The 17,930-nt window shown below is 69.9% G+C and carries 21 protein-coding genes and 1 tRNA gene; 10 read left to right on the top strand and 12 right to left on the bottom strand.

The genetic code is table 11. The features are described 5' to 3' along the window. Positions 1-3 precede the first annotated feature (3 nt). From AC4PMY_RS17210 to AC4PMY_RS17190, 5 genes are all read right to left on the bottom strand, one after another. Complete coding sequence (locus tag AC4PMY_RS17210) at positions 4-897, bottom strand: ABC transporter permease (RefSeq protein WP_491623276.1); 894 nt, start codon at positions 895-897, stop codon at positions 4-6. Continuing rightward, on the bottom strand, positions 894-1,844 hold the full coding sequence (locus AC4PMY_RS17205; protein ID WP_491623275.1) for an ABC transporter permease: 951 nt from the start codon (positions 1,842-1,844) through the stop codon (positions 894-896). Before AC4PMY_RS17205 ends, AC4PMY_RS17210 begins: the two co-directional genes overlap by 4 nt. A gap of 4 nt (positions 1,845-1,848) precedes the next feature. Continuing rightward, positions 1,849-3,009 carry an N-methyl-L-tryptophan oxidase gene (gene solA, locus AC4PMY_RS17200; protein WP_491623274.1) on the bottom strand — a complete coding sequence of 387 codons (1,161 nt, stop codon included), beginning with the start codon at positions 3,007-3,009 and terminating at the stop codon, positions 1,849-1,851. 129 nt (positions 3,010-3,138) lie between these two features. Continuing rightward, complete coding sequence (locus tag AC4PMY_RS17195) at positions 3,139-4,842, bottom strand: ABC1 kinase family protein (protein WP_491623375.1); 1,704 nt, start codon at positions 4,840-4,842, stop codon at positions 3,139-3,141. Between the two features lie 61 nt (positions 4,843-4,903). Further along, positions 4,904-5,491 (bottom strand): PadR family transcriptional regulator, encoded by a 588-nt coding sequence (locus AC4PMY_RS17190; RefSeq protein WP_369808452.1) that lies wholly within the window; start codon positions 5,489-5,491, stop codon positions 4,904-4,906. Between the two features lie 103 nt (positions 5,492-5,594). Between AC4PMY_RS17190 and AC4PMY_RS17185 the strand changes: the two genes are divergently transcribed. Then, positions 5,595-6,467 (top strand): oxidoreductase, encoded by an 873-nt coding sequence (locus tag AC4PMY_RS17185; RefSeq protein ID WP_491623273.1) that lies wholly within the window; start codon positions 5,595-5,597, stop codon positions 6,465-6,467. A gap of 21 nt (positions 6,468-6,488) precedes the next feature. Here the strand turns inward: AC4PMY_RS17185 and AC4PMY_RS17180 are convergent, their stop codons facing one another. Further along, positions 6,489-6,974: a glutathione peroxidase gene (locus tag AC4PMY_RS17180; RefSeq protein ID WP_071260696.1), complete on the bottom strand. Its 486-nt coding sequence runs from the start codon at positions 6,972-6,974 to the stop codon at positions 6,489-6,491. Positions 6,975-7,159: 185 nt separating this feature from the next. Between AC4PMY_RS17180 and AC4PMY_RS17175 the strand changes: the two genes are divergently transcribed. Genes AC4PMY_RS17175 through AC4PMY_RS17165 form a run of 3 tightly spaced genes read left to right on the top strand, consistent with a single transcriptional unit; the run spans position 7,160 to position 9,563 of the window. Next, the gene (locus AC4PMY_RS17175) at positions 7,160-7,786 is read left to right on the top strand and encodes a dihydrofolate reductase family protein (protein ID WP_064295470.1); all 627 of its coding nucleotides are present in this window, start codon (positions 7,160-7,162) and stop codon (positions 7,784-7,786) included. Then, positions 7,783-9,195, top strand: coding sequence for a flavin monoamine oxidase family protein (locus AC4PMY_RS17170; RefSeq protein WP_491623272.1), 1,413 nt, complete (start codon positions 7,783-7,785; stop codon positions 9,193-9,195). The genes AC4PMY_RS17175 and AC4PMY_RS17170 overlap by 4 nt, the downstream gene beginning before the upstream one ends. 44 nt (positions 9,196-9,239) lie before the next feature. Continuing rightward, positions 9,240-9,563: a YciI family protein gene (locus AC4PMY_RS17165; RefSeq protein ID WP_491623271.1), complete on the top strand. Its 324-nt coding sequence runs from the start codon at positions 9,240-9,242 to the stop codon at positions 9,561-9,563. 121 nt (positions 9,564-9,684) lie between these two features. Here AC4PMY_RS17165 and AC4PMY_RS17160 read toward each other — a convergent pair whose 3' ends face one another. Together AC4PMY_RS17160 and AC4PMY_RS17155 are read right to left on the bottom strand one after the other, a co-directional pair. Further along, positions 9,685-10,245: an NADPH-dependent FMN reductase gene (locus AC4PMY_RS17160; RefSeq protein ID WP_491623270.1), complete on the bottom strand. Its 561-nt coding sequence runs from the start codon at positions 10,243-10,245 to the stop codon at positions 9,685-9,687. A 161-nt stretch (positions 10,246-10,406) separates the two neighbouring features. Then, positions 10,407-11,264 carry a helix-turn-helix transcriptional regulator gene (locus AC4PMY_RS17155; protein ID WP_491623269.1) on the bottom strand — a complete coding sequence of 286 codons (858 nt, stop codon included), beginning with the start codon at positions 11,262-11,264 and terminating at the stop codon, positions 10,407-10,409. Between the two features lie 174 nt (positions 11,265-11,438). Here AC4PMY_RS17155 and AC4PMY_RS17150 point away from each other — a divergent pair, with 174 nt between their 5' ends. Then, positions 11,439-12,359: an SDR family oxidoreductase gene (locus AC4PMY_RS17150; RefSeq protein ID WP_491623268.1), complete on the top strand. Its 921-nt coding sequence runs from the start codon at positions 11,439-11,441 to the stop codon at positions 12,357-12,359. 121 nt (positions 12,360-12,480) lie between these two features. Here the strand turns inward: AC4PMY_RS17150 and AC4PMY_RS17145 are convergent, their stop codons facing one another. After that, positions 12,481-13,470 (bottom strand): helix-turn-helix transcriptional regulator, encoded by a 990-nt coding sequence (locus AC4PMY_RS17145; RefSeq protein ID WP_491623267.1) that lies wholly within the window; start codon positions 13,468-13,470, stop codon positions 12,481-12,483. Between the two features lie 96 nt (positions 13,471-13,566). On the opposite strand from AC4PMY_RS17145, the gene AC4PMY_RS17140 reads away from it, so the two are divergent. Both AC4PMY_RS17140 and AC4PMY_RS17135 read left to right on the top strand, forming a co-directional pair. After that, positions 13,567-13,950 carry a VOC family protein gene (locus tag AC4PMY_RS17140; protein WP_491623266.1) on the top strand — a complete coding sequence of 128 codons (384 nt, stop codon included), beginning with the start codon at positions 13,567-13,569 and terminating at the stop codon, positions 13,948-13,950. A gap of 132 nt (positions 13,951-14,082) precedes the next feature. Beyond that, positions 14,083-14,634, top strand: coding sequence for a DEAD/DEAH box helicase family protein (locus AC4PMY_RS17135; RefSeq protein WP_491623265.1), 552 nt, complete (start codon positions 14,083-14,085; stop codon positions 14,632-14,634). A 73-nt stretch (positions 14,635-14,707) separates the two neighbouring features. On the opposite strand, the gene AC4PMY_RS17130 is transcribed toward AC4PMY_RS17135, so the two are convergent. Then, positions 14,708-15,337, bottom strand: coding sequence for a TetR/AcrR family transcriptional regulator (locus AC4PMY_RS17130; RefSeq protein WP_491623264.1), 630 nt, complete (start codon positions 15,335-15,337; stop codon positions 14,708-14,710). Positions 15,338-15,423: 86 nt separating this feature from the next. On the opposite strand from AC4PMY_RS17130, the gene AC4PMY_RS17125 reads away from it, so the two are divergent. Then, positions 15,424-16,386, top strand: a complete 963-nt coding sequence (locus tag AC4PMY_RS17125; protein WP_071260707.1) for a zinc-dependent alcohol dehydrogenase family protein — start codon at positions 15,424-15,426, stop codon at positions 16,384-16,386. Positions 16,387-16,420: 34 nt separating this feature from the next. Here the strand turns inward: AC4PMY_RS17125 and AC4PMY_RS17120 are convergent, their stop codons facing one another. Beyond that, positions 16,421-16,786: a DoxX family protein gene (locus AC4PMY_RS17120; protein WP_071260709.1), complete on the bottom strand. Its 366-nt coding sequence runs from the start codon at positions 16,784-16,786 to the stop codon at positions 16,421-16,423. Between the two features lie 119 nt (positions 16,787-16,905). Here AC4PMY_RS17120 and AC4PMY_RS17115 point away from each other — a divergent pair, with 119 nt between their 5' ends. Then, a complete protein-coding gene (locus tag AC4PMY_RS17115; protein WP_071260711.1) occupies positions 16,906-17,280 on the top strand; it encodes a winged helix-turn-helix transcriptional regulator in 375 nt (124 codons plus the stop codon). Positions 17,281-17,343: 63 nt separating this feature from the next. Here AC4PMY_RS17115 and AC4PMY_RS17110 read toward each other — a convergent pair. Further along, positions 17,344-17,420: transfer RNA gene (locus AC4PMY_RS17110), tRNA-Pro, on the bottom strand. A gap of 231 nt (positions 17,421-17,651) precedes the next feature. On the opposite strand from AC4PMY_RS17110, the gene AC4PMY_RS17105 reads away from it, so the two are divergent. Then, entirely contained in the window at positions 17,652-17,852 is a 201-nt protein-coding gene (locus AC4PMY_RS17105; protein ID WP_071260713.1) for a hypothetical protein, read from the top strand. Positions 17,853-17,930 lie beyond the last annotated feature (78 nt).

Genomic DNA, 17,930 nt, shown 5'->3' with positions numbered 1-17,930 from the left:
CGTTCACCGACGCCCGCGTGGGCGGCCGAGCGAGAACGCGGGCTCCCGCCTCGGGGCGAAGTGGTCCTGGAGCCCGTCGGCGAGGAGGTTCCAGGCCGCCGAGAGCAGGATGATCACGAGGGAGGGCAGGACGATGAGGAGGGGCTGCACCTGCATGAAGCGCGTGAACTCGCTGATCATGCGGCCGGCCGATGGTTCGGGCGCCTGGACACCCTGACCGAGGTAGCTGAGCGCGGCTTCGATGAGGACCACCTGCGAGGCGACGGACGCGAACTGCACGAAGAGCGGCGTCAGGACGTTGGGGAGCAGGTGCTCGACGATCACCCGATGTCCCCGCACGCCACTGAGCGTCGCTGCGAGGACGAAGTCCCGTTCGCGCAGCGCGATGACCGGGGCTCGCATGACCCTGGCGAATCCCGGCGCGAACACGAGGCCGAGCGCGATGATGAGCGGCCACGGCCCGGTGCCGATGACGACCCCGACGACGAGCGCGACGAGGATCGCGGGCAGGGCGAGCGCCGCGTCGACGATCCGCATGATGATCGCATCGACCCAGCCGCCGAGGTACCCGGCCACGAGCCCCAAGGCCGTACCGATGACCGCGCCGAGTAGGGCGGCGGCGCCCGAGATGAGCAGACTCGTCCGTGCGGCGAGCGCCAGGCGGGTGAGGTTGTCGCGACCGAGGTTGTCGGTGCCGAGCAGGTGGTCGAGGCTCGGCGCGGCGAGGGCCGGTCCGGACGCGGCGAACGGGTCGTAGGGCGGCGCGAGGGTCATCCACCCGGCGAGCAGGAGGATGCCGACGAGGATGCCGGATCCACTCCAGAAGGCGGGGCCGAACCCGTTGCGACGGCGGCGGCCGTCGATCTTCGCGAGCGCGATGGCGCGGGTGACCGTCATGACGTGTGGACCCTCACTCGTGGGTCGATCAGCGGGTAGATCAGATCGACGATGAAGTTGATGAGCACGTAGACCGTGCCGATGAGCAGCACCGTCGCCTGGATGATCGGGTAGTCGGACGAGCGGATGCCGGTGAGGAGGAGCGAGCCCATCCCGGGGAGCGCGAACACGGTCTCTATGACGACCGTCCCGCCGACGAGCGCGGCGAGTTCGATCCCGATCACGGTCGTGACCGGGATGAGGGCGTTGCGCAGCGCGTGCCGGCCGACCAGTCGGGACGGTGACGCCCCCTTGGCCCGCGCCGTGCGGACGAAGTCCTGTCCGAGCGTGTCGAGCAGGGTGCCGCGGGTGTACCTGGCGACGATCGCCGCGAGGACGAGACCGATGAGGAGCGCCGGCAGGACCAGCACGCCCACGAGTCGCAGCGGATCCCCGCTCGCCCCCGCCGTACCCACGAGCGGCAGGCGCAGGGTGAGTGAGTTCACGAGGATGAGGACGGTGCCGAGCACGAACGGCGGCGTCGCGAGGAGCACGAAGGACAGCCCTCGGACCGCGTTGTCGGGGGCCCGACGCCACCGGGTCGCTGCGAGGACACCGGCCGGGATGCCGAGGACGGTCCCGAACAGGGTCGCCATGACGGCGAGGGTGAGGCTGAGCGGGAGGCGCTGGGCGATGAGGTTGGACACCTCGTTCGGGACGGTGATGGCTCGTCCGAAGTCACCCTGCAGGACACCGAGCAGCCACGCGAGGTACTGCGTCAGCCAGGGTCGATCGAGGCCGAGCTGCGTGCGGAGGGCGTCGAGCGCGGCCGGGTCGGGGTTCGAGGGGTCCGCGAACGCCGACAGGGGGTCGCCCGGGATCACCCGGACCATCGAGAAGACGAGGACGGACAGGACGAACAGGACGAAGAGCGACGACAGGACCCGGGAGACGATGTATCGCGCCATGGGATCAGCTCACGGAGGTCGGCATCGGTGAGACGCGGTCGGCGCTGCGGGCGTGGGACGGGGCGAAGCTCGAGATGTCGTCGCTCGTCCGCCCGTCGAGTGCGAGCTCCGCGAGGATGCGTCCGAACGCGGGCGTGAACTTGAAGCCGTGACCGGCGGCGAGGGCGACGATGACGTCCGGGTGCTCCTCGAGCGGGCCGAGGACGAAGTTCCGGTCCGGGGTGAGCGCGTACTGGCACGTCACCGTGCGGAGCTCGCGGCCCGACGCCGGCACGAGGTCCGCCATGAAGTCGGCCAGCTGCCCGGTGAGCCCCGGCGACGGGACGAAGGTGCGCTCCGCCGGCGACATGCGGTTCTCCGAGACGTCGCGTGCGGCCTTCACGGTCGGTTCCCCGAAGGTCGGGAAGCCGTAGTAGCACTCCTCGTCCTCCCAGATCCACACCGGGAACCGCTCGCAATCGAGCTGCTCGGCATCGGACGGGCGGAAGTAGGTGATCTGCTCCTGCATCACGTCGAGCGGGATCGCCGCGTCGAGCGGCTCGAGCAGCTCGTTCGCCCAGGCGTCGGCGGCGAGGACGACCTTGCCGGCACGCACCGGCCCGCTGGAGGTCTGCACGACGACGCCGGCTCCGTCAGGGGTGAGTGCGTCGACCCGGGTGCGGTCGCGGATGTCCGCCCCGAGCGCCCGAGCACGGAGCTGGAGCGTCGCGACGGTACGGGCCGCGTGGGCGATGCCGGTGTCGGCGGTGTAGACCGTCTCCACGTTCTCGGGGATCCGGAACTGCGGCCAGCGCGCCTGCACCTCGACCGGCGTCAGCAGCTCGTGCGGCACCCCGCACTCATCCAGGGCCGCGGTGAAGTCGGTGGCCGAGTAGGGGCCGTCGACCGGCAGGAAGATGACGCCACCCGTGATGGTGAGCAACCGTTCGCCCGACTCCTGCTCGAGGTCAGCCCAGTCGCGGTACGCCGACTGCGCGAGTCGCACGTACTGCGGAGCCCCGTACGACGTCCGGACGATCCGCGAGGTGTCGTGCGAGGCGCCGCGGACGTGCCCGAGTTCGAACTGCTCGAAGGCGACGACCTTTGCGCCCCGACGGGCGAGGTGGTAGGCGGCGGCACTGCCGAGAGCTCCCATGCCGACAACCGCGACGTCGAACGATTCCATCCGGTGGTGCTCCTTCGTGCTTGCCCGATCGATTCAGGCAAGTGTGCTGGAGCTCCGGAGACCGGCCTATGGACCGATGACCCAGGTTTTCGCGTCAGGAATGTGCCGTGGCGACGACCGCACGCCGGGTCAGCGGCCGCGTCGCCCCGAGAACAGTGCGTGGAGGAGCGGTACGACGGAGACCACCATGAAGACGGTGCCGAGCACGGCGTCGTCGGCTCGGAGGACGGCTCCAGCGACGAGGAGCGCGGCGAACAGCACGGCGGAGACGACCCGGCCCGTCGTGCGGTCGAGCCGCGCGATCCGCTGTTCCAGTCTCGGGTTGGTGGTCGCGACCGCGCCGGCTTCCACCCGCGTGATGACCGCGTCGAGACGCTTCGGCAGGCGGACGGCGACCGTGGCGATGTCGAGTGCCTCGCGACCGAGGTCCTGGACGACGTTGCCGCGTTCGTCACGGAGCAGCTGCGCGGCGTAGGGCTCGACGGAGTCCCAGAGGTTGAACTCGGGATCGAGGGCACTGCAGACACCGGAGGTGAGCGAGATCGCACGGATGATGAGCAGGAAGTTCTCGGGCAGCTGGAACGGCAGCGTGCGGATGACCTCGCTGAACTGGTTGCCGAAGTCTCGGAACTCCTTCGGGTCGACGTCGCGCAGTTCTGCGAACCCCATGCCGCCGAAGCGTCCGAACAGTGCGGTCATGGCCCGCTCGAGCTCGGTCGTGTCGGCCGAGGGCAGGAGGACGCCGAGGTCGCGGATCGCGTCGACCAGGCCCTTGCCGTCGCGCGATGCGGCGGCGATGAGGAGCTTCCGGAGGCCGCGCCTCGTGGTCGGTGGAACCTCGCCCATCATCCCGAAGTCGATGAACGTCAGCTTCCAGGGTCGCTCCCCCGGGGCAGCGTCGACGGGCGTCACGAAGATGTTGCCGGGATGCGGGTCGGCGTGGAAGAAGCCGTTGGTGAAGAGCTGGTCGAACATGACGGCTGCGAACACGGGTGCCACGTCGACCGGGTCGATGCCGGCGGCGCGCAGGGCGTCCGCGTCGGTGATCTTGATGGCGGTGACGTCTTCGAGCGTCAGGACGCGCTGGGTCGTTCGCTCCCACACCACCGCGGGGACGGAGACGCGGTCGTCCCCGGCGAAATCGACGGCGAACCGCTCGGAACTCGCGGCCTCATGGAGGTAGTCGATCTCTTCGAGGCTCGTCGCGGCGAACTCCTCGACGAGTGCGGGCATGTCGACGCGGTCGGAGACGAGCCGGACACGGCGCAGCCAGCCGCCCACCTTGCGGAGGGCGGCGAGGTCGACTGCGACGATCTCGTCGATGCCCGGCCGCTGGACCTTGAGCACGACGGCGTCGAGCCCGGTGTCGGCAGCGAGCGCCGGCGCGAGCATGGCGCGGTGCGCTTGTCCGAGCGAGGCTGCTGCCACGGGACGTTCATCGATGCCGGCGAAGACCTGCGAGAGCGGCACGCGGAGTTCCGACTCGGCGAGCGCGCGGATGCGAGGGAAGGCGACGGGCGGGACCTCGTCCTGCAGGCCTTCGAGCTCCTTCGTGATCTCCGGCGGGAGCACGTCGAGGCGCGACGACATGAACTGGCCCACCTTGATCATGAGGCCGCCGAGGTCGACGGCGAGCACGTGGAAGCGTCGTGCGAACTTCTGCATGCGGCGAGTGCGGGTCCGCTCCGTCAGTTTGATGAGTCCGAACCGCGGCAGGACGATCTCGAACCACCAGGCGGCGGCCAGGTGCCAACTCGCGAAGCGGAGGATGCGACGGTACCGGGCACGCCCGTGAGCGGGCGGACCGGCTGGAACGCCGGCCCGCCCGCTCAAGGGGAGCTCGCCGAAACGGGACGCCGTGTCGCTGGGCGTCCCGCCGGTCGACGACACTCGGTCAGTCCTGGGCGAGGATCGCGTAGAGGCGCTTGCGAGCGTCGTCGAGGATGGCGACGGCCTGCTGGACCTGCTCGGGCGTTCCGGTGCGGCCGACCTGGGCTGCGGCCTGGGCCAGCTCGACACCGGCCTTCGGCAGGGCGGTGAAGCCGGGGTGGTCGGACGAGTCGGCGTTCTGCCACGGAGCGGACGCCCCAGACTCGGCGACCTCGTCGCGACCGGCTTCGGTCAGCGCGTAGGTCTTGCGACCGCCCGACTCCTCGGCCGTGATGATGCCCTCGTCGGAGAGGAGCTGCAGCGTCGGGTAGACCGAGCCTGCGCTGGGCTTCCAGGAGCCGCCGCTGCGCTCTTCGATCTCGCGGATGATCTGGTAGCCGTGCATCGGCTGCTCGGCCAGGAGGGCCAGCACGGCGGAGCGGACGTCGCCGCGGCCGACACGGGAGCCGGCGCTCTTCTCGAACTTCGAACGCAGCTGTTCCATCATCTGCCACATGCCGTCGGTCCCGAAGCCGGCTCCGCTGCCGAAGCCTCCGCCGTTACCGAACCCTGCGCCACCGAATCCTGCGCCACCGCTTGGGAATCCACCCATGATTGCTCTCCTCCGTCGTACGTGAACGATGCTCAACGATATATCGGTGAAGCTGTGAACGATATGTGTAATCGGAAGATCGTGATGGCGTAACGTCGCCCTCATGAGCCCCTGGACCGCAGCAGACATCCCCGACCAGCACGGCCGCGTCGCGATCGTGACCGGTGCGAACAGCGGGATCGGCGCGGTGACGGCCCGTGAACTCGCCGCCAGCGGCGCCGCCGTCATCCTCGCCTGCCGCGACACGGAGAAGGGCGCGCGGGCAGCGGCGACGATGACCGGCGACGTCGAGGTGCGGCAACTGGATCTCGCCGACCTGGCGTCCGTCCGTCGATTCGCCGACGGGGTCGAGCGGGTCGACGTACTGATCAACAACGCGGGCGTCATGGCGGTCCCCGAACGTCGCACGACCGACGGCTTCGAGATGCAGATCGGCACGAACTTCCTCGGGCCCTTCGCACTCACCGGCCTCCTGATCGACCGCATCACCACGCGGGTCGTGACGCTGTCGAGTGCCGCGCACCGGGCCGGCAAGATCGATCTGACCGATCTCAACTGGCGCAGCCGGACGTATCGGCGCTGGTCGGCCTACGGCCAGTCGAAGCTCGCCGATCTGATGTTCTCGGCCGAGTTGCAGCGACGCCTCACGGCGGAGGGGTCCTCGGTGCTGTCCGTGGCCGCGCACCCCGGCTTCGCGTCGACCGAGCTCCAGTCGCACACCGAGTCCGCGCAGGGTCCGCTCCTCGCATGGGGGACCCGGCTCCTCGGTCAGAGCGCGGACATGGGTGCACTTCCGACGCTGTATGCGGCGACCTCGCCCGACGTCGAGCCCGGCGGCTACTACGGTCCGAGCGGCTTCGGGGAGATGCGTGGTGGTCCGAAGCCGGTCGGCCGGACCTCGGCGGCCCGCGACGAGCACGTCGCCGCCGAGCTCTGGAAGACGGCCGAGGCGCTCACCGGAGTCACCTACCGGTGAGCGCTCCCGGCCGTCTCGGCGTCACGCGGGAAGGCTCTCCTCGATCGCGGCGATGACCTCGGGGGCGTCCGGCTCGGTCGTCGGACGGAAGCGGTGAACGGTCCCGTCGGGCGCGATGAGGAACTTCTCGAAGTTCCACTTGACGTTGCCCGCCTTGCCGTTCGCGTCGGCGGTCTTCACGAGCTCCTGGTAGAGCGGGTGCCGGTTGCGGCCGTTGACCTTCACCTTGTCCATCATCGGGAAGGTGACGCCCCAGGTGGCCGAGCAGTACTCGGCGATCTTCTCGTTGTCGCCGAGCTCCTGCAGGAACTGGTTGCTCGGGAACCCGATCACCGTGAAGCCGCGGTCGGCGTACTGCTTCTGGAGTGCCTCGAGCTTCTCGTACTGCGGTGCGAGGCCGCAGCGGCTCGCGACGTTGACCACGAGTTTGGCCTTCCCGTCCCACTCCGCGAGGGTCGTGTCCCGGCCGTCGAGGGTGGTGACGGGGATGGTGTCCAGATCGGTCATGGTGTGATGCCTCTCATCTGTCGAACGACGTCCTGCTCGAGCACCGTTGTGCGCAAGCGGATCCACTCCGAACGCTACTCGCCCGGGGCGCGACCGGCGCCCTTTCGGCAGGGCGTTCCCAGCCGACAGGCGTTGACACCGCCTGCCCGCCGGTGGATCGTGAGTGCAGCAGATCGGAGCAGGACATGGGACGCATCCACATCGACCTCTTCATGACCCTCGACGGCGTCGCGCAGGCACCCGGCGGGCCCGAGGAGGACCCCAGCGACGGGTTCGCGTTCGGTGGCTGGCAGGCGCCGCTCATCGACGAGGTCGACGGGGAGCAGATCGACGCCGGCATGGTGGGTATGGACGCCCTCCTGCTCGGGCGCCGGACCTACGACATCTTCGCCGGGTACTGGCCGCACCAGGAGGGTGGCCAGGACGACGGCATCGCGAGGCTCTTCAACCGACTGCCGAAGTACGTCGCATCACGCGAGCCGCAGGAGCTGGGGTGGGCGAACTCGACGCAGCTCGGACCGGACCTCCCCCAGGCCGTTCGAGCTCTTCGCGAGCGTCACTCACAGATCCACGTCATCGGCAGCCTCGACCTCGTGCAGACCCTGCTGGCCGACGCGCTCTTCGATCAGCTGAACCTCTGGGTGTACCCGATCACGCTCGGCACCGGGAAGCGCGTCTTCGCGACCGGCACGGTCCCGTCCACACTGCGCCTGCTCGGCCCCGCGACCACTTCCCCCGCCGGGACCGTCCACCTTCGCTACGAACGGATCGACGGCACACCGGCCACCGGCGACATGGGCGACCCGCGATGAGCGCGTCGGACGAGGCATCGGCGCAGCGGCCCGAAGCAGACACCCGCTTCGACACGGTCGTCGTCGGTGCCGGCGTCGCGGGGCTCGTCGCCGCACGGTTGCTCGCGGCCGCCGGACGCGCGGTGGTCGTCGTCGAGGCCCGCGACCGGGTCGGCGGGCGGGTGTCGACCGAGCGTCGCGACGGGCGGGTGACCGATCTCGGCGCGTCATGGGTGCACGGTGTCGATGACAGCGCGGTCGCCGCGGCGGCCGAGGCGTTCGGGATGCGGACGGTCGAGTTCACCGTCGGTGGTTACCAGCCGGACAGCCGACCGATCGCGTACTACGGTCCCGACGGCAGGCGCCTGTCGGACGCCGAGGCTCGCGGTTTCGCCGAGGACGTCCATGCCCTCGATGCGACGCTGCTCGGTGTCGTCGCCGAGTCGGCCCCGGACGCGTCGTACCGTGACGTGACCGAGGCGGCACTCGCCCTGCAGGCGTGGGAGACCGAGCGGGCGCAGCGGGTCCGTGAGTACCTGGAGCATCGTTCGGAGGAGCAGTACGGCGCGTGGATCGAGGACCTCGCGGCGCACGGGCTCGACGACGACGCGATCGACGGTGACGAGGTCGTGTTCCCCGACGGCTACGACGTGCTCCCGCGACGGCTGGCCGAGGGGCTCGACGTGCGCCTGGAGCACGTGGTGACGAATGTGCGGTGGTCCACGGACGGCGTCGAGGTCTCCGCACAGGGACCGACAGGCGAGGTGGTGCTGCGCGCGGGCTCGGTGGTGGTGACGGTGCCCGTCGGGGTCCTGCAGTCGGAGGAGTTCGCGATCGATCCCCCGCTGCCGGAGCCGGTCGCCGGCGCCCTCTCACGATTGCGGATGAACGCGTTCGAGAAGGTGTTCCTGCGTTTCGAGCGACGGTTCTGGGACGACGGCGTCTATGCGATCCGCCAGCAGGGGCCGGAGGGTCGCCGGTGGCACTCCTGGTACGACCTGACGACGGCGCACGGCGCCCCGACCCTGCTGACGTTCGCCGCCGGCCCGACGGCCGTGGAGATCCGGGACTGGGACGAGTCGCGCGTCGTCGAGTCGATCCTCGACCAACTGCGGCGTCTGTACGGCGACCGTGTCGAGGAGCCGACGGAGGTGCACGTCACCCGGTGGCAGGACGACCCGTTCTCCCGCGGGTCCTACGCCTACATGACCGTCGGCTCGACGACCGCGGACCACGACGCCCTCGCGACCCCGGTCGGCGACGTCCTCCACCTCGCGGGTGAGGCGACGTGGACCGACGACCCGGCGACCGTCACAGCGGCCCTGCACTCCGGCCACCGGGCCGCCGAGCGCGTCCTCGGTCGGTCGATTCCCATCGAGACCCTCTGGCGCGACGAGAGCGCAGTACCGGTCGTCGACCCGGTCCGATGACGACCACGAGTGCGCTCTCGCGAGCGTCGAAGGAGAGGAAACGTATGCGATTCATGATGTTCGTCCTCACGGACCCCGTGCCCGACGAGCCAGCCGATGACGCGGACGTCGACCACTGGGTCCAGGAGCTGGACACGACGGGGCGTCGTCTTCTCGGCGACGTGCTTGACCCGAGCGAGGCGTGCGGCGTCCGTGTACGCGCCGGTGAGCGACTCGTCACCAACGGCCCGATCCCGGGAGCGACCGACACGCTCTGGGGCTTCGACATCCTCGAATGCGCCGACCTCGATGAGGCGATCGACGTCGCCGCCCGCCACCCGATGGCCCGTAACGGCCGCCTCGAGCTGCGCCCGTTCCCGGGCCCGTAGGAAGCCGACGGGCTGAGCGGACACCCAGGCGCCGACCGCCGGTCTCAGGAGCCCGCCGGCGTTGACCCATTGACCTCGGGCCGACGAGGGAGGCGGAATCGCCGAGCGTTCGATCCTTCGATCAGGCGCGCAGCGGCTTCAGCGCGCCTGCCCACGCCTCGAGCTGGTCGAACAGCACCCCGGCGGCTTCGGTGTGCTGGGGCCCGGGCGTGAAGGTGCTGAAGTCCTCGAAGTCGGTGAAGAGCGAGAAACTCAGCTGCTGCCGTACATCCGCGATCTGCAGTTCCGCGCTGATGCCGCGAAGGTGTTCGATCGCGCGGGCACCGCCGAGGCTCCCCCACGCCACGAACGCGGCGGCCTTGTTGTTCCACTCGGCGTACAGGTAGTCGATGGCGTTCTTCAGGACGGCGGACGTGGAGTGGTTGTATTCGGGCGTGACGAAGATGAACCCGTCGTAGGGCGCGATCGTCGCCGCCCAGGCCTTCGTGTGCTCGTTCTCGTATGCCCCGAACGACGGCGGCGTCGGCTCGTCGAGGAGAGGCAGCGGGTGGTCGAGCAGGTCGATGAGCTCGTAGCTCGCGCTCCGACCGGCGGCTTGCTCGACGACCCAGTCGGCGACTGCCTTGCCGTTTCGGCCGGGGCGGGTGCTGCCGAGGATGATGGCGATTCGGAGGTCTGACATGGGGTGCTCTCCTTCGATGTGCGTGCCCGTCCCGCGAAGCACGGGACGTGGTGGTGCTTGGCTCGCACTGTAGCCGGGAGGCTGGGCAGGCGTCCCCATCCGGGGTGGGGCTTGCCGAAGGGCTCCGGGCGTGCTGGGATCGGCGAACTCCGGCGTCGTGCTCAGGAGACGGCCGGCCCGCTTGGCAGGGTCTGCGCGCCGATGACGGCGAGGAGTCGGAGTTTCTCGGCGCTCTCACTCCCGGGCTCGGCCGTGTAGACGAGCAGCCGGTGTGACTGCTCGGGGTCCAGCAGCGTCTGGCAGTGCAGTTCCAGCTCGCCGACCTCGGGGTGGAGGAACCGCTTGACCTCCGTCGGCCGGAGACCGACCTCCTGCGCGGCCCACAACTCGCGGAAGTCCTCGCTCCGTTCCAGCAGTGCGTTCGCGAGTCGTTCCGCACGCGATCCGGGACCGCGCATCGTGACGACCTCGCGGAGCCCGGCGGCGTACACGCGCGAGAGCAGCAGGCGATCGGCGGGCGCGTAGGCCGCGCTCGCGGTCGGGTCGGTGAACCACCGGTAGCCCAGGCTCCGGTCGTCCCCGGTGAACCGGGAGGCGTCGCCGTTGAGTGCGACGGCCATCGGGGTCTGGCGAAGCGTCTCGCCGAGTTCGTTGATGATCTCGGCGGGGGTGTCCTGCAGGCGGTCGAGGATCCGCAACAGACCTGGGCCGACGTGGTCGCCGTGCGCTCCACGCGCGGGAGGCGTGCGCCCGGCCAACCGGAAGACGTGGTCCCGTTCGTCGAGGGAGAGGCGCAGGCCCTGCGCGATCGCCGCGATCATCTGCTCGGACGGCTGAGGCCCGACGCCTCGCTCGAGCCGCGCGTAGTAGTCGGTCGACATGTTGCAGAGCGCCGCGACCTCCTCCCGGCGGAGGCCGTCCGTCCGTCGCCGCGGACCGCGCGGAAGCCCGACGTCCTCCGGCTGCAGCTGGTGCCGACGGTGGCTGAGGAAGGTCGCCAGGCCGTGCCGATCGATCATGTCGCGTCTCCTCGTCGTGCAGCGGTCCGTGGACCTCCTTTCTATCGTGCGAGAGCGGTGCCAGCCACGGATCGCCGATCAGTGGATGAGCCGGTCCTGGACCGGCCGAAACCGACCGTCGAGAGTGGTTCCCACACGCCGGACCACGGCGACACCCACGACGAAGGAACGACCATGCCAAGAACACCCGCGTTCACCATCCCCTACCTGACCGGGTCGTTCGCCGTCGTCACCGGCGCGAGCGACGGCCTCGGACGGGTCATCGCGACCGAGCTCGCCCGGGCGGGTGCCGAGGTCGTCCTGCCCGTGCGCTCGACCACGAAGGGCGCGCACGTCGCCGACGGCATCCGTGCAGCGGTTCCCGGCGCGACGGTGTCGGTCCGCAGTCTGGACCTCGCCTCCCTGGATTCCGTCACAGCGCTCGTCGAGCAGCTCACCGCCGAGGACCGCGCGATCGACCTGCTCATCAACAACGCCGGCGTGATGACGCCGCCCGAGCGACAGGAGACGCGGGACGGCTTCGAGCTGCAGTTCGGTGTCAACCACCTCGGCCACTTCGCGCTGACCCTCGGTCTGCTACCGCTGCTCAAGGCCGGTGGAGCGCGCGTCACGCACCAGACGAGCATCGCCGCCCGGAGCGGATCGATCAACTGGGACGACCTCGACTGGAAGAGCACCTACGACGGGATGCGGGCCTATCAGCAGTCCAAGATCGCCGTGGCATTGTTCGCCCGCGAACTCGATGCTCGGAGCCGAGCCGGCGGCTGGGGTGTCTCCAGCAATCTGTCGCACCCCGGCGTCTCCCCCACCAACCTGTTGGCCGCCCAGCCGGGCATGGGCCGACAGCGCGACACCGGAGCCCGTCGTGTGGTCCGCCTGCTCTCACGCCTCGGCGTCGCAGGCCCGGTGTCGAGCGCCGCTCAGCCCGCGCTCATGGCCGCGACGGCACCGACCGCGCGAGGCGACGAGTTCTACGGCCCGGTCCGCACGATGGGTGGCCGACCCGCGCTCCTCCCGGCACTCTGGCCGCCGATGCGGAACCTGGACGACGCCCGTCGCCTCTGGGACGAATCCGAGCGGCTCATCGGACGGTGACGCGGCGGCTGGGCGCTGGTCGGACGGCCGGCGCTCCGAGCACGCCCGCTGGAACCCGTAACAGTCACCGCCACCCCGGGCGACCAGCGGCGTGCTTCGACGTGATTCGCATGGTCGCGCCCTACGGGAGCGGAGGCGTCCCATCCGCGCCGCGTGCGATGCGGAGCATCCGCGTCGCTGTCGCGTGGAGGAGTTCGCGGAGATCCTCGGGTTCGTCGACGATCACCGCATGATCCCCCAGCCCGGCGATCACCGCTGGAAGCCAGTCGAGGCGTTTGGCTCGGATCGAGACCCGATGCCAGGTGGGTGCGTCATCGATCGACTCCACGACGGCCACGCTCTCCGGGAAGTGGGCCCGGATCTGCGGGACGCTCGCCTGGATGCGCAACCGGACGTGCCATCGGTAGTCCGCCCCCGCGAAGCGATCGACGAGTGGAGGGCGCTCCGCTCGAGCACCCGGGCCCGAGACGACGCCGGGCAGCGTCCGCGCCGATCGGATGCGGTCGACCCGGAAGGTGCGCTCCTCCGCTCGCTCGACGTCGAACGCGTCCAGGTACCAACGACTGGCATGGACGAGCAGGTCGAACGGATGCACCGTGCGACGCGAAGGCGTGTCCTCCGCGTCGCAGTAGCGCAGTTCCACGGGGCGTCTCGCTCGGATCGCGTCCGACACGGTGAGCAGGACGCCCGCGTCGGGCACGTCGTGGCGCGACGGCCTCAGCGCTGCGGACTGCATGACCGCCTCGAGGCGATCCACGGACGCGGCCGGGAGGGATCGTCGGATCTTCGCGAGGGCGATCTGCGCTGCGACGTCCGGGGAGTCCGAGGACGATTGGGCTTCGCTCAAGCCGAGGAAGACGGCGACCGCTTCCTCGTCAGTGAGGATGATCGGCGGCACGCGTCGGCCGACGGCGAGGCGGTACCCGCCGTAGCGACCGCGCACCGACTCGATCGGGACATCCATGTCCACGAGACGCTGCACGGAGCGGCGCACGGTCCGTTCGTCCACGCCCAACCGCTCGGCGAGCTCTGGCACGCTGCGGATCTCCGCGGACTGCAGCAGCTCGAGCAACTGCAGCGCTCGAGCAGTCGGCGAGCCGGTATGTCCCATCTCATGAGAATACCGGGCGAAAACGGTCCGATATTGGCTCTATCGTCGTCACCGCCCCGCACCTGTGGGGGAAGACCACCAGCCAAGGAGACACGCATGCACCTCGCAGCCACCCGGATCATCACCGACGACGTCGACACCCTGGTCGCGTTCTACGAACGGGTCACCGGTGCGACCGCGGCACGATTGCACCCGTTGTTCGCCGAGGTGCGCACCGACACCGGCACGCTCGCCATCGCCAGTTCGGCGACCATCCCGCTGTTGGGCGAGGACGCCGCCGCACCGCGAGCCAACCGATCCGTCATCCTCGATCTACTCGTCGAGGACGTCGACGCGGTCTACACGAGGCTGCAGGGCGTCGTGGAGACGTTCGTGAACGAACCCACGGACATGCCGTGGGGCAACCGGTCGCTGCTGTTCCGCGACCCCGACGGCAACCTCGTCAACGTCTTCACCCCGATCACCGCTGACGCAGGGTGAACGCGTCGACTCGTGACGTACGTCCACGGCCTACGCCGGGATGACACGCTCGCCGGCTGTGGGAGGCGTCCGAGCATCTCATCAGCTGACGCGCCAGAGCCGGCGAGCGGAACACGGTCTATCCTCGGTCCCGTGAAGATCGTCGTGTCGGGCACCCACGCCAGCGGGAAGAGCACGCTCATCGCGGACTTCGCGCTCCGCCACCCGGAGTTCACGGTCCTCGGGGAGCTGTTCGACCTCGTGGAGGACGCCGGAGACGTCCCGAGCAGCGCCATGTTCGCCGCCCAGCTACGCCTCTCGGCGGACCGACTGCTGGACGAGTCGGATGACGGAGACGTCATCGCGGAACGCGGGCCACTCGACTTCCTCGCATACCTCCTCGCGTCAGCGGAACTGGCCGGCACCGACCTCGACACCGGGTTCCTCGAGCGGGCGACCTCCCGCACCGCCTCGGCGCTCCAGACGGTGGATGTGCTGGTGGTCCTGCCGTTGACGCCGAACGACGGGATCCACGTCGGCGCGGACGAAGACCTGGAGCTGCGGACGGCCATGAACGCCGTCCTGCTCGATCTCGTCGACGAGCCCGATCTCATCGCCGACCACGTCACGGTCGCCGAGATCACCGGCGACTCGTCAGACCGATTGGCCGCCCTGGAGGCTCTGGTCGCGTCGCAGCAGCGCTGACCTGCCACCGGACACGCCCACGACTCGGTGCCGGGTAGTGGTCATCCGGGTCACCGCGGGCACGGGCACACGCCTACGCCGGGATGACGCTCGACATGAGTCGCGGCGCTGGCGGGAGCGCTTCGTGCCGGTCTGACGCACGCAGGCCGTCGATCACGAGTGCGGCGTAGCGTCGTGCAGCTCGGACGCGCTCCGTCTCCGTCGTCGTCGAGAGTCCGCGAGCCGCGAGCAGGACCACGAGGAAGTCGTCGAGGACGAAGTCCGCGCGCAGCGCGCCGGCGTCGATGGCGCGACGAGCGACGGTGGTGACCGCGCGCACGGCCTGTTCGCGCTGGGTCCGGAAGTCGACGGCATCCGGGTAGGCGGCGAGGAACGCGTCCGTGAACCCCTGGTTGCGGGCGTTGAGGACCAGGACCTCCTCGATGATGCCGCGGAAGGCACGCCAGGGGTCTGCGTCCGCGAGGGCGTCGACCACGATCGAGCGGCAGGCGCCGAGCTCGTCCACGAAGGCGGCCCTGACGAGATCGGCTTTGGTCGGGAACCGTCGGTAGAGGGTGGCCGGCCCGACACCGGCTCGGCGGGCGATCTCCCGCATCGTCACGTGGAGGCCGTCCGTCCCGAACAGATCGCGGGCTGCGGCGAGGACGCGGTCACGGTTCTCCTGCGCGTCGGAACGCAGGTTCTGAGGCAGTGTCGCGGACATGTGTCTCACATTACTCAAGTGGACGGGTGCGTCCGTTACGTTTCGGGAGGCGGGTCAGATCCCCCGCCGTGAAACGGAGTGCACCCATGCGCGCAGTGATCATCCGCACCTTCGGCGACCCGAGTGGAATGGAGGTGACGGACCTGCCCGTCCCCACGCCCGGGGCCGGTGAGGTCCTCGTTCGAACGGAGGCCGCCGGCGTCGGCGGGGTCGACGTCGTGATCCGCCGGGGAGGGATCGCCCAAGCCGCTCGCGACTCGGGGATGATCCCGGGGAGTGAAGCCGCTGGCGTCATCACCGCGACCGGGCCGGACGTCGATCCCGCGTGGGTCGGTCGACGGGTCTGGGCGTTCACGGGGACCTCGGGTGCGTACGCCGAGTACGTGACCGCGCGCGCCGACGAGATCGTCGAGCTGCCGTCCGACCTGACGTCCGTCCAGGCGGTCACGCTGGGCAGCGCGTTCCCGGTCGCGCACTTCGCGCTCGAACGCGCTCGCCTGACCGAGGGCGAATCCGTCCTCGTGCGCGGCGCCGCCGGGAGTATCGGCCTGGCCGGCGTCGAGCTGGCCGCTCGTGCCGGCGCCGGGGTCATCGCCGTCACCACGTCGTCCCCGGAACGCGGGGAGCGACTGCGGGCGTTCGGTGCAACCCACGTGCTCGACCGCTCCGGCGCGGGCGATGAGGACGCCCCGGTGGAGTTCGACGTCATCCTCGACATCGTCGGCGGCCCCGACCTCCCCCGGTTCATCGAGCGGCTCTCGCCGAACGGCCGCCTGATCGCCGTGGGCGTGGTGGGCGGGTTCCCGCCTGCCGACTTCGGCACGGCGCTGCTGGCCGGCTTCCGCCGATCGATCACCTTCGGAACGCTGAGCCTCGACACCGTGCCGCGCGAGGAACTCGCCCGGGTGCGAGCCGAGGTGTTCGACGACGCCGTCCGAGGCGCGCTCTCGCCGGTGATCCACGACACCCTGCCGCTGAGCGATGCAGCCGAGGCGCACCGTCTCATGGACGCCGGGGACGTGTTCGGGCGCGTCGTGCTCGTGCCCTGAGTCGGCTGACGAGGCAGGCACCGATCCGCCACCGCTACAGCCAGATCGTCGCCAGCCAGATCTCGACGGCGGCGAGCACGAGCAGGGCGGCGTTCAGCCCGAGGACCCGGAACTCGCCGCGACGCACGTGAACGGTGATGCCACCGATCTGCACGAGGACGAGGCCGACCGCGGCCGCGACGGTCAACCAGGTGAGGACGCCCACGAGCGGTGGCAGGATGAGGCCGACCACGCCCAGGATCTCGAGGGCGCCGATCACGCGGACGGTCCACAGCGGCATGGTGTCGACCCAGGCCATCATGGGGCGCAACTGATTCGCCGAGCGCACGAGCTTCATGCCGCCCGAGTACAGGTACAGGACCGCGAGCAGTCCTGCGACGATCCAGTAGGCGATGACCATGTGCAACCTCCGAGTGCGTGTGTGCGTTGATGGTTACGATAGGTAACCAACGCAAGTGTGGACCGGATCGGACCGGCGTACAAAAGGCACACGCGTGTGACCGAGCCGCGAGGGGTGCCGTGTTCCGCTACCAGAGGCTGTGTTCCGTCCGGGGCGACCAGGGCAAGGCCATCCGCTCACTGCTCGACCGCATCGCCGACAAGTGGGCGCTCCTCCTCATCGCGACGCTCCATGACGGCCCGTTCCGGTTCACCGAGCTCGAGCAGCGCATCCCGGGCATCTCCCGACGCATGCTCACCCTCACCCTCAGGAACCTGGAACGTGACGGCCTCGTCACCCGCACCACCTTCGCCGAAGTGCCGCCACGGGTCGAGTACGAGCTGACCGACCTCGCCGAATCGCTCATCCCGCACGCGGTGGCGCTCGCCGAGTGGGCCGGTGAGCACGTCCCGACGATCGAGGCGAGCCGCAGGGCGTTCGACGAGCGGTCCTGAGCGCCGGGCGTGGTGCGGACCAACGGAAAAAGTCCCGGAAACCAGACGGTTTCCGGGACTTCCTGGTCGGGCTGACAGGATTTGAACCTGCGACCCCTTGACCCCCAGTCAAGTGCGCTACCAAGCTGCGCCACAGCCCGATGCCATCCCCGCGGGCGGAGAAGACAACTCGAACAGTCTAGCGGATTCCGAGAGCGCTCCGTGACACGACTCCGGGGACGGCAGATCGGCCCAGACAAGCCTCGGACAGGCCGCACTCGTCGGGTGGGAGGTCTCCCCTGCCCGCCCCCGGACGGGGCACGCTACCGTGACTCGTCCGCAATCGCGTGACAGGACGAACGGACCGATCCGGCCACCCGATGGAGGACCCCATGCGCTACAGCCACTACTGGAAAGAGGTCCGCGTCGCGGCCCTCACCGCCTTGCCCGTCGCGATCGGCTCCGGCATCGTCCAGGTCAGCCGCAACACGCCGATCGACGACGCCGTCATCGGCGGCGCCATCACCTTCGTCGCGCTGTCACTGCTCATCCCGGTCGTGCGCCACTGGCTGCACCCCGAGTCCCGCGGCTGACCACTGCGGCACGCCGAAGCATCTGCGGCACGCCTTGCATGACGTGCCGCGAGGACGGGCACGTGCCCGACGGGACCG

Source organism: Plantibacter sp. MDV22-iso1 (genome assembly GCF_058408345.1).
This window is presented reverse-complemented; position numbering and strand designations above follow the sequence as displayed.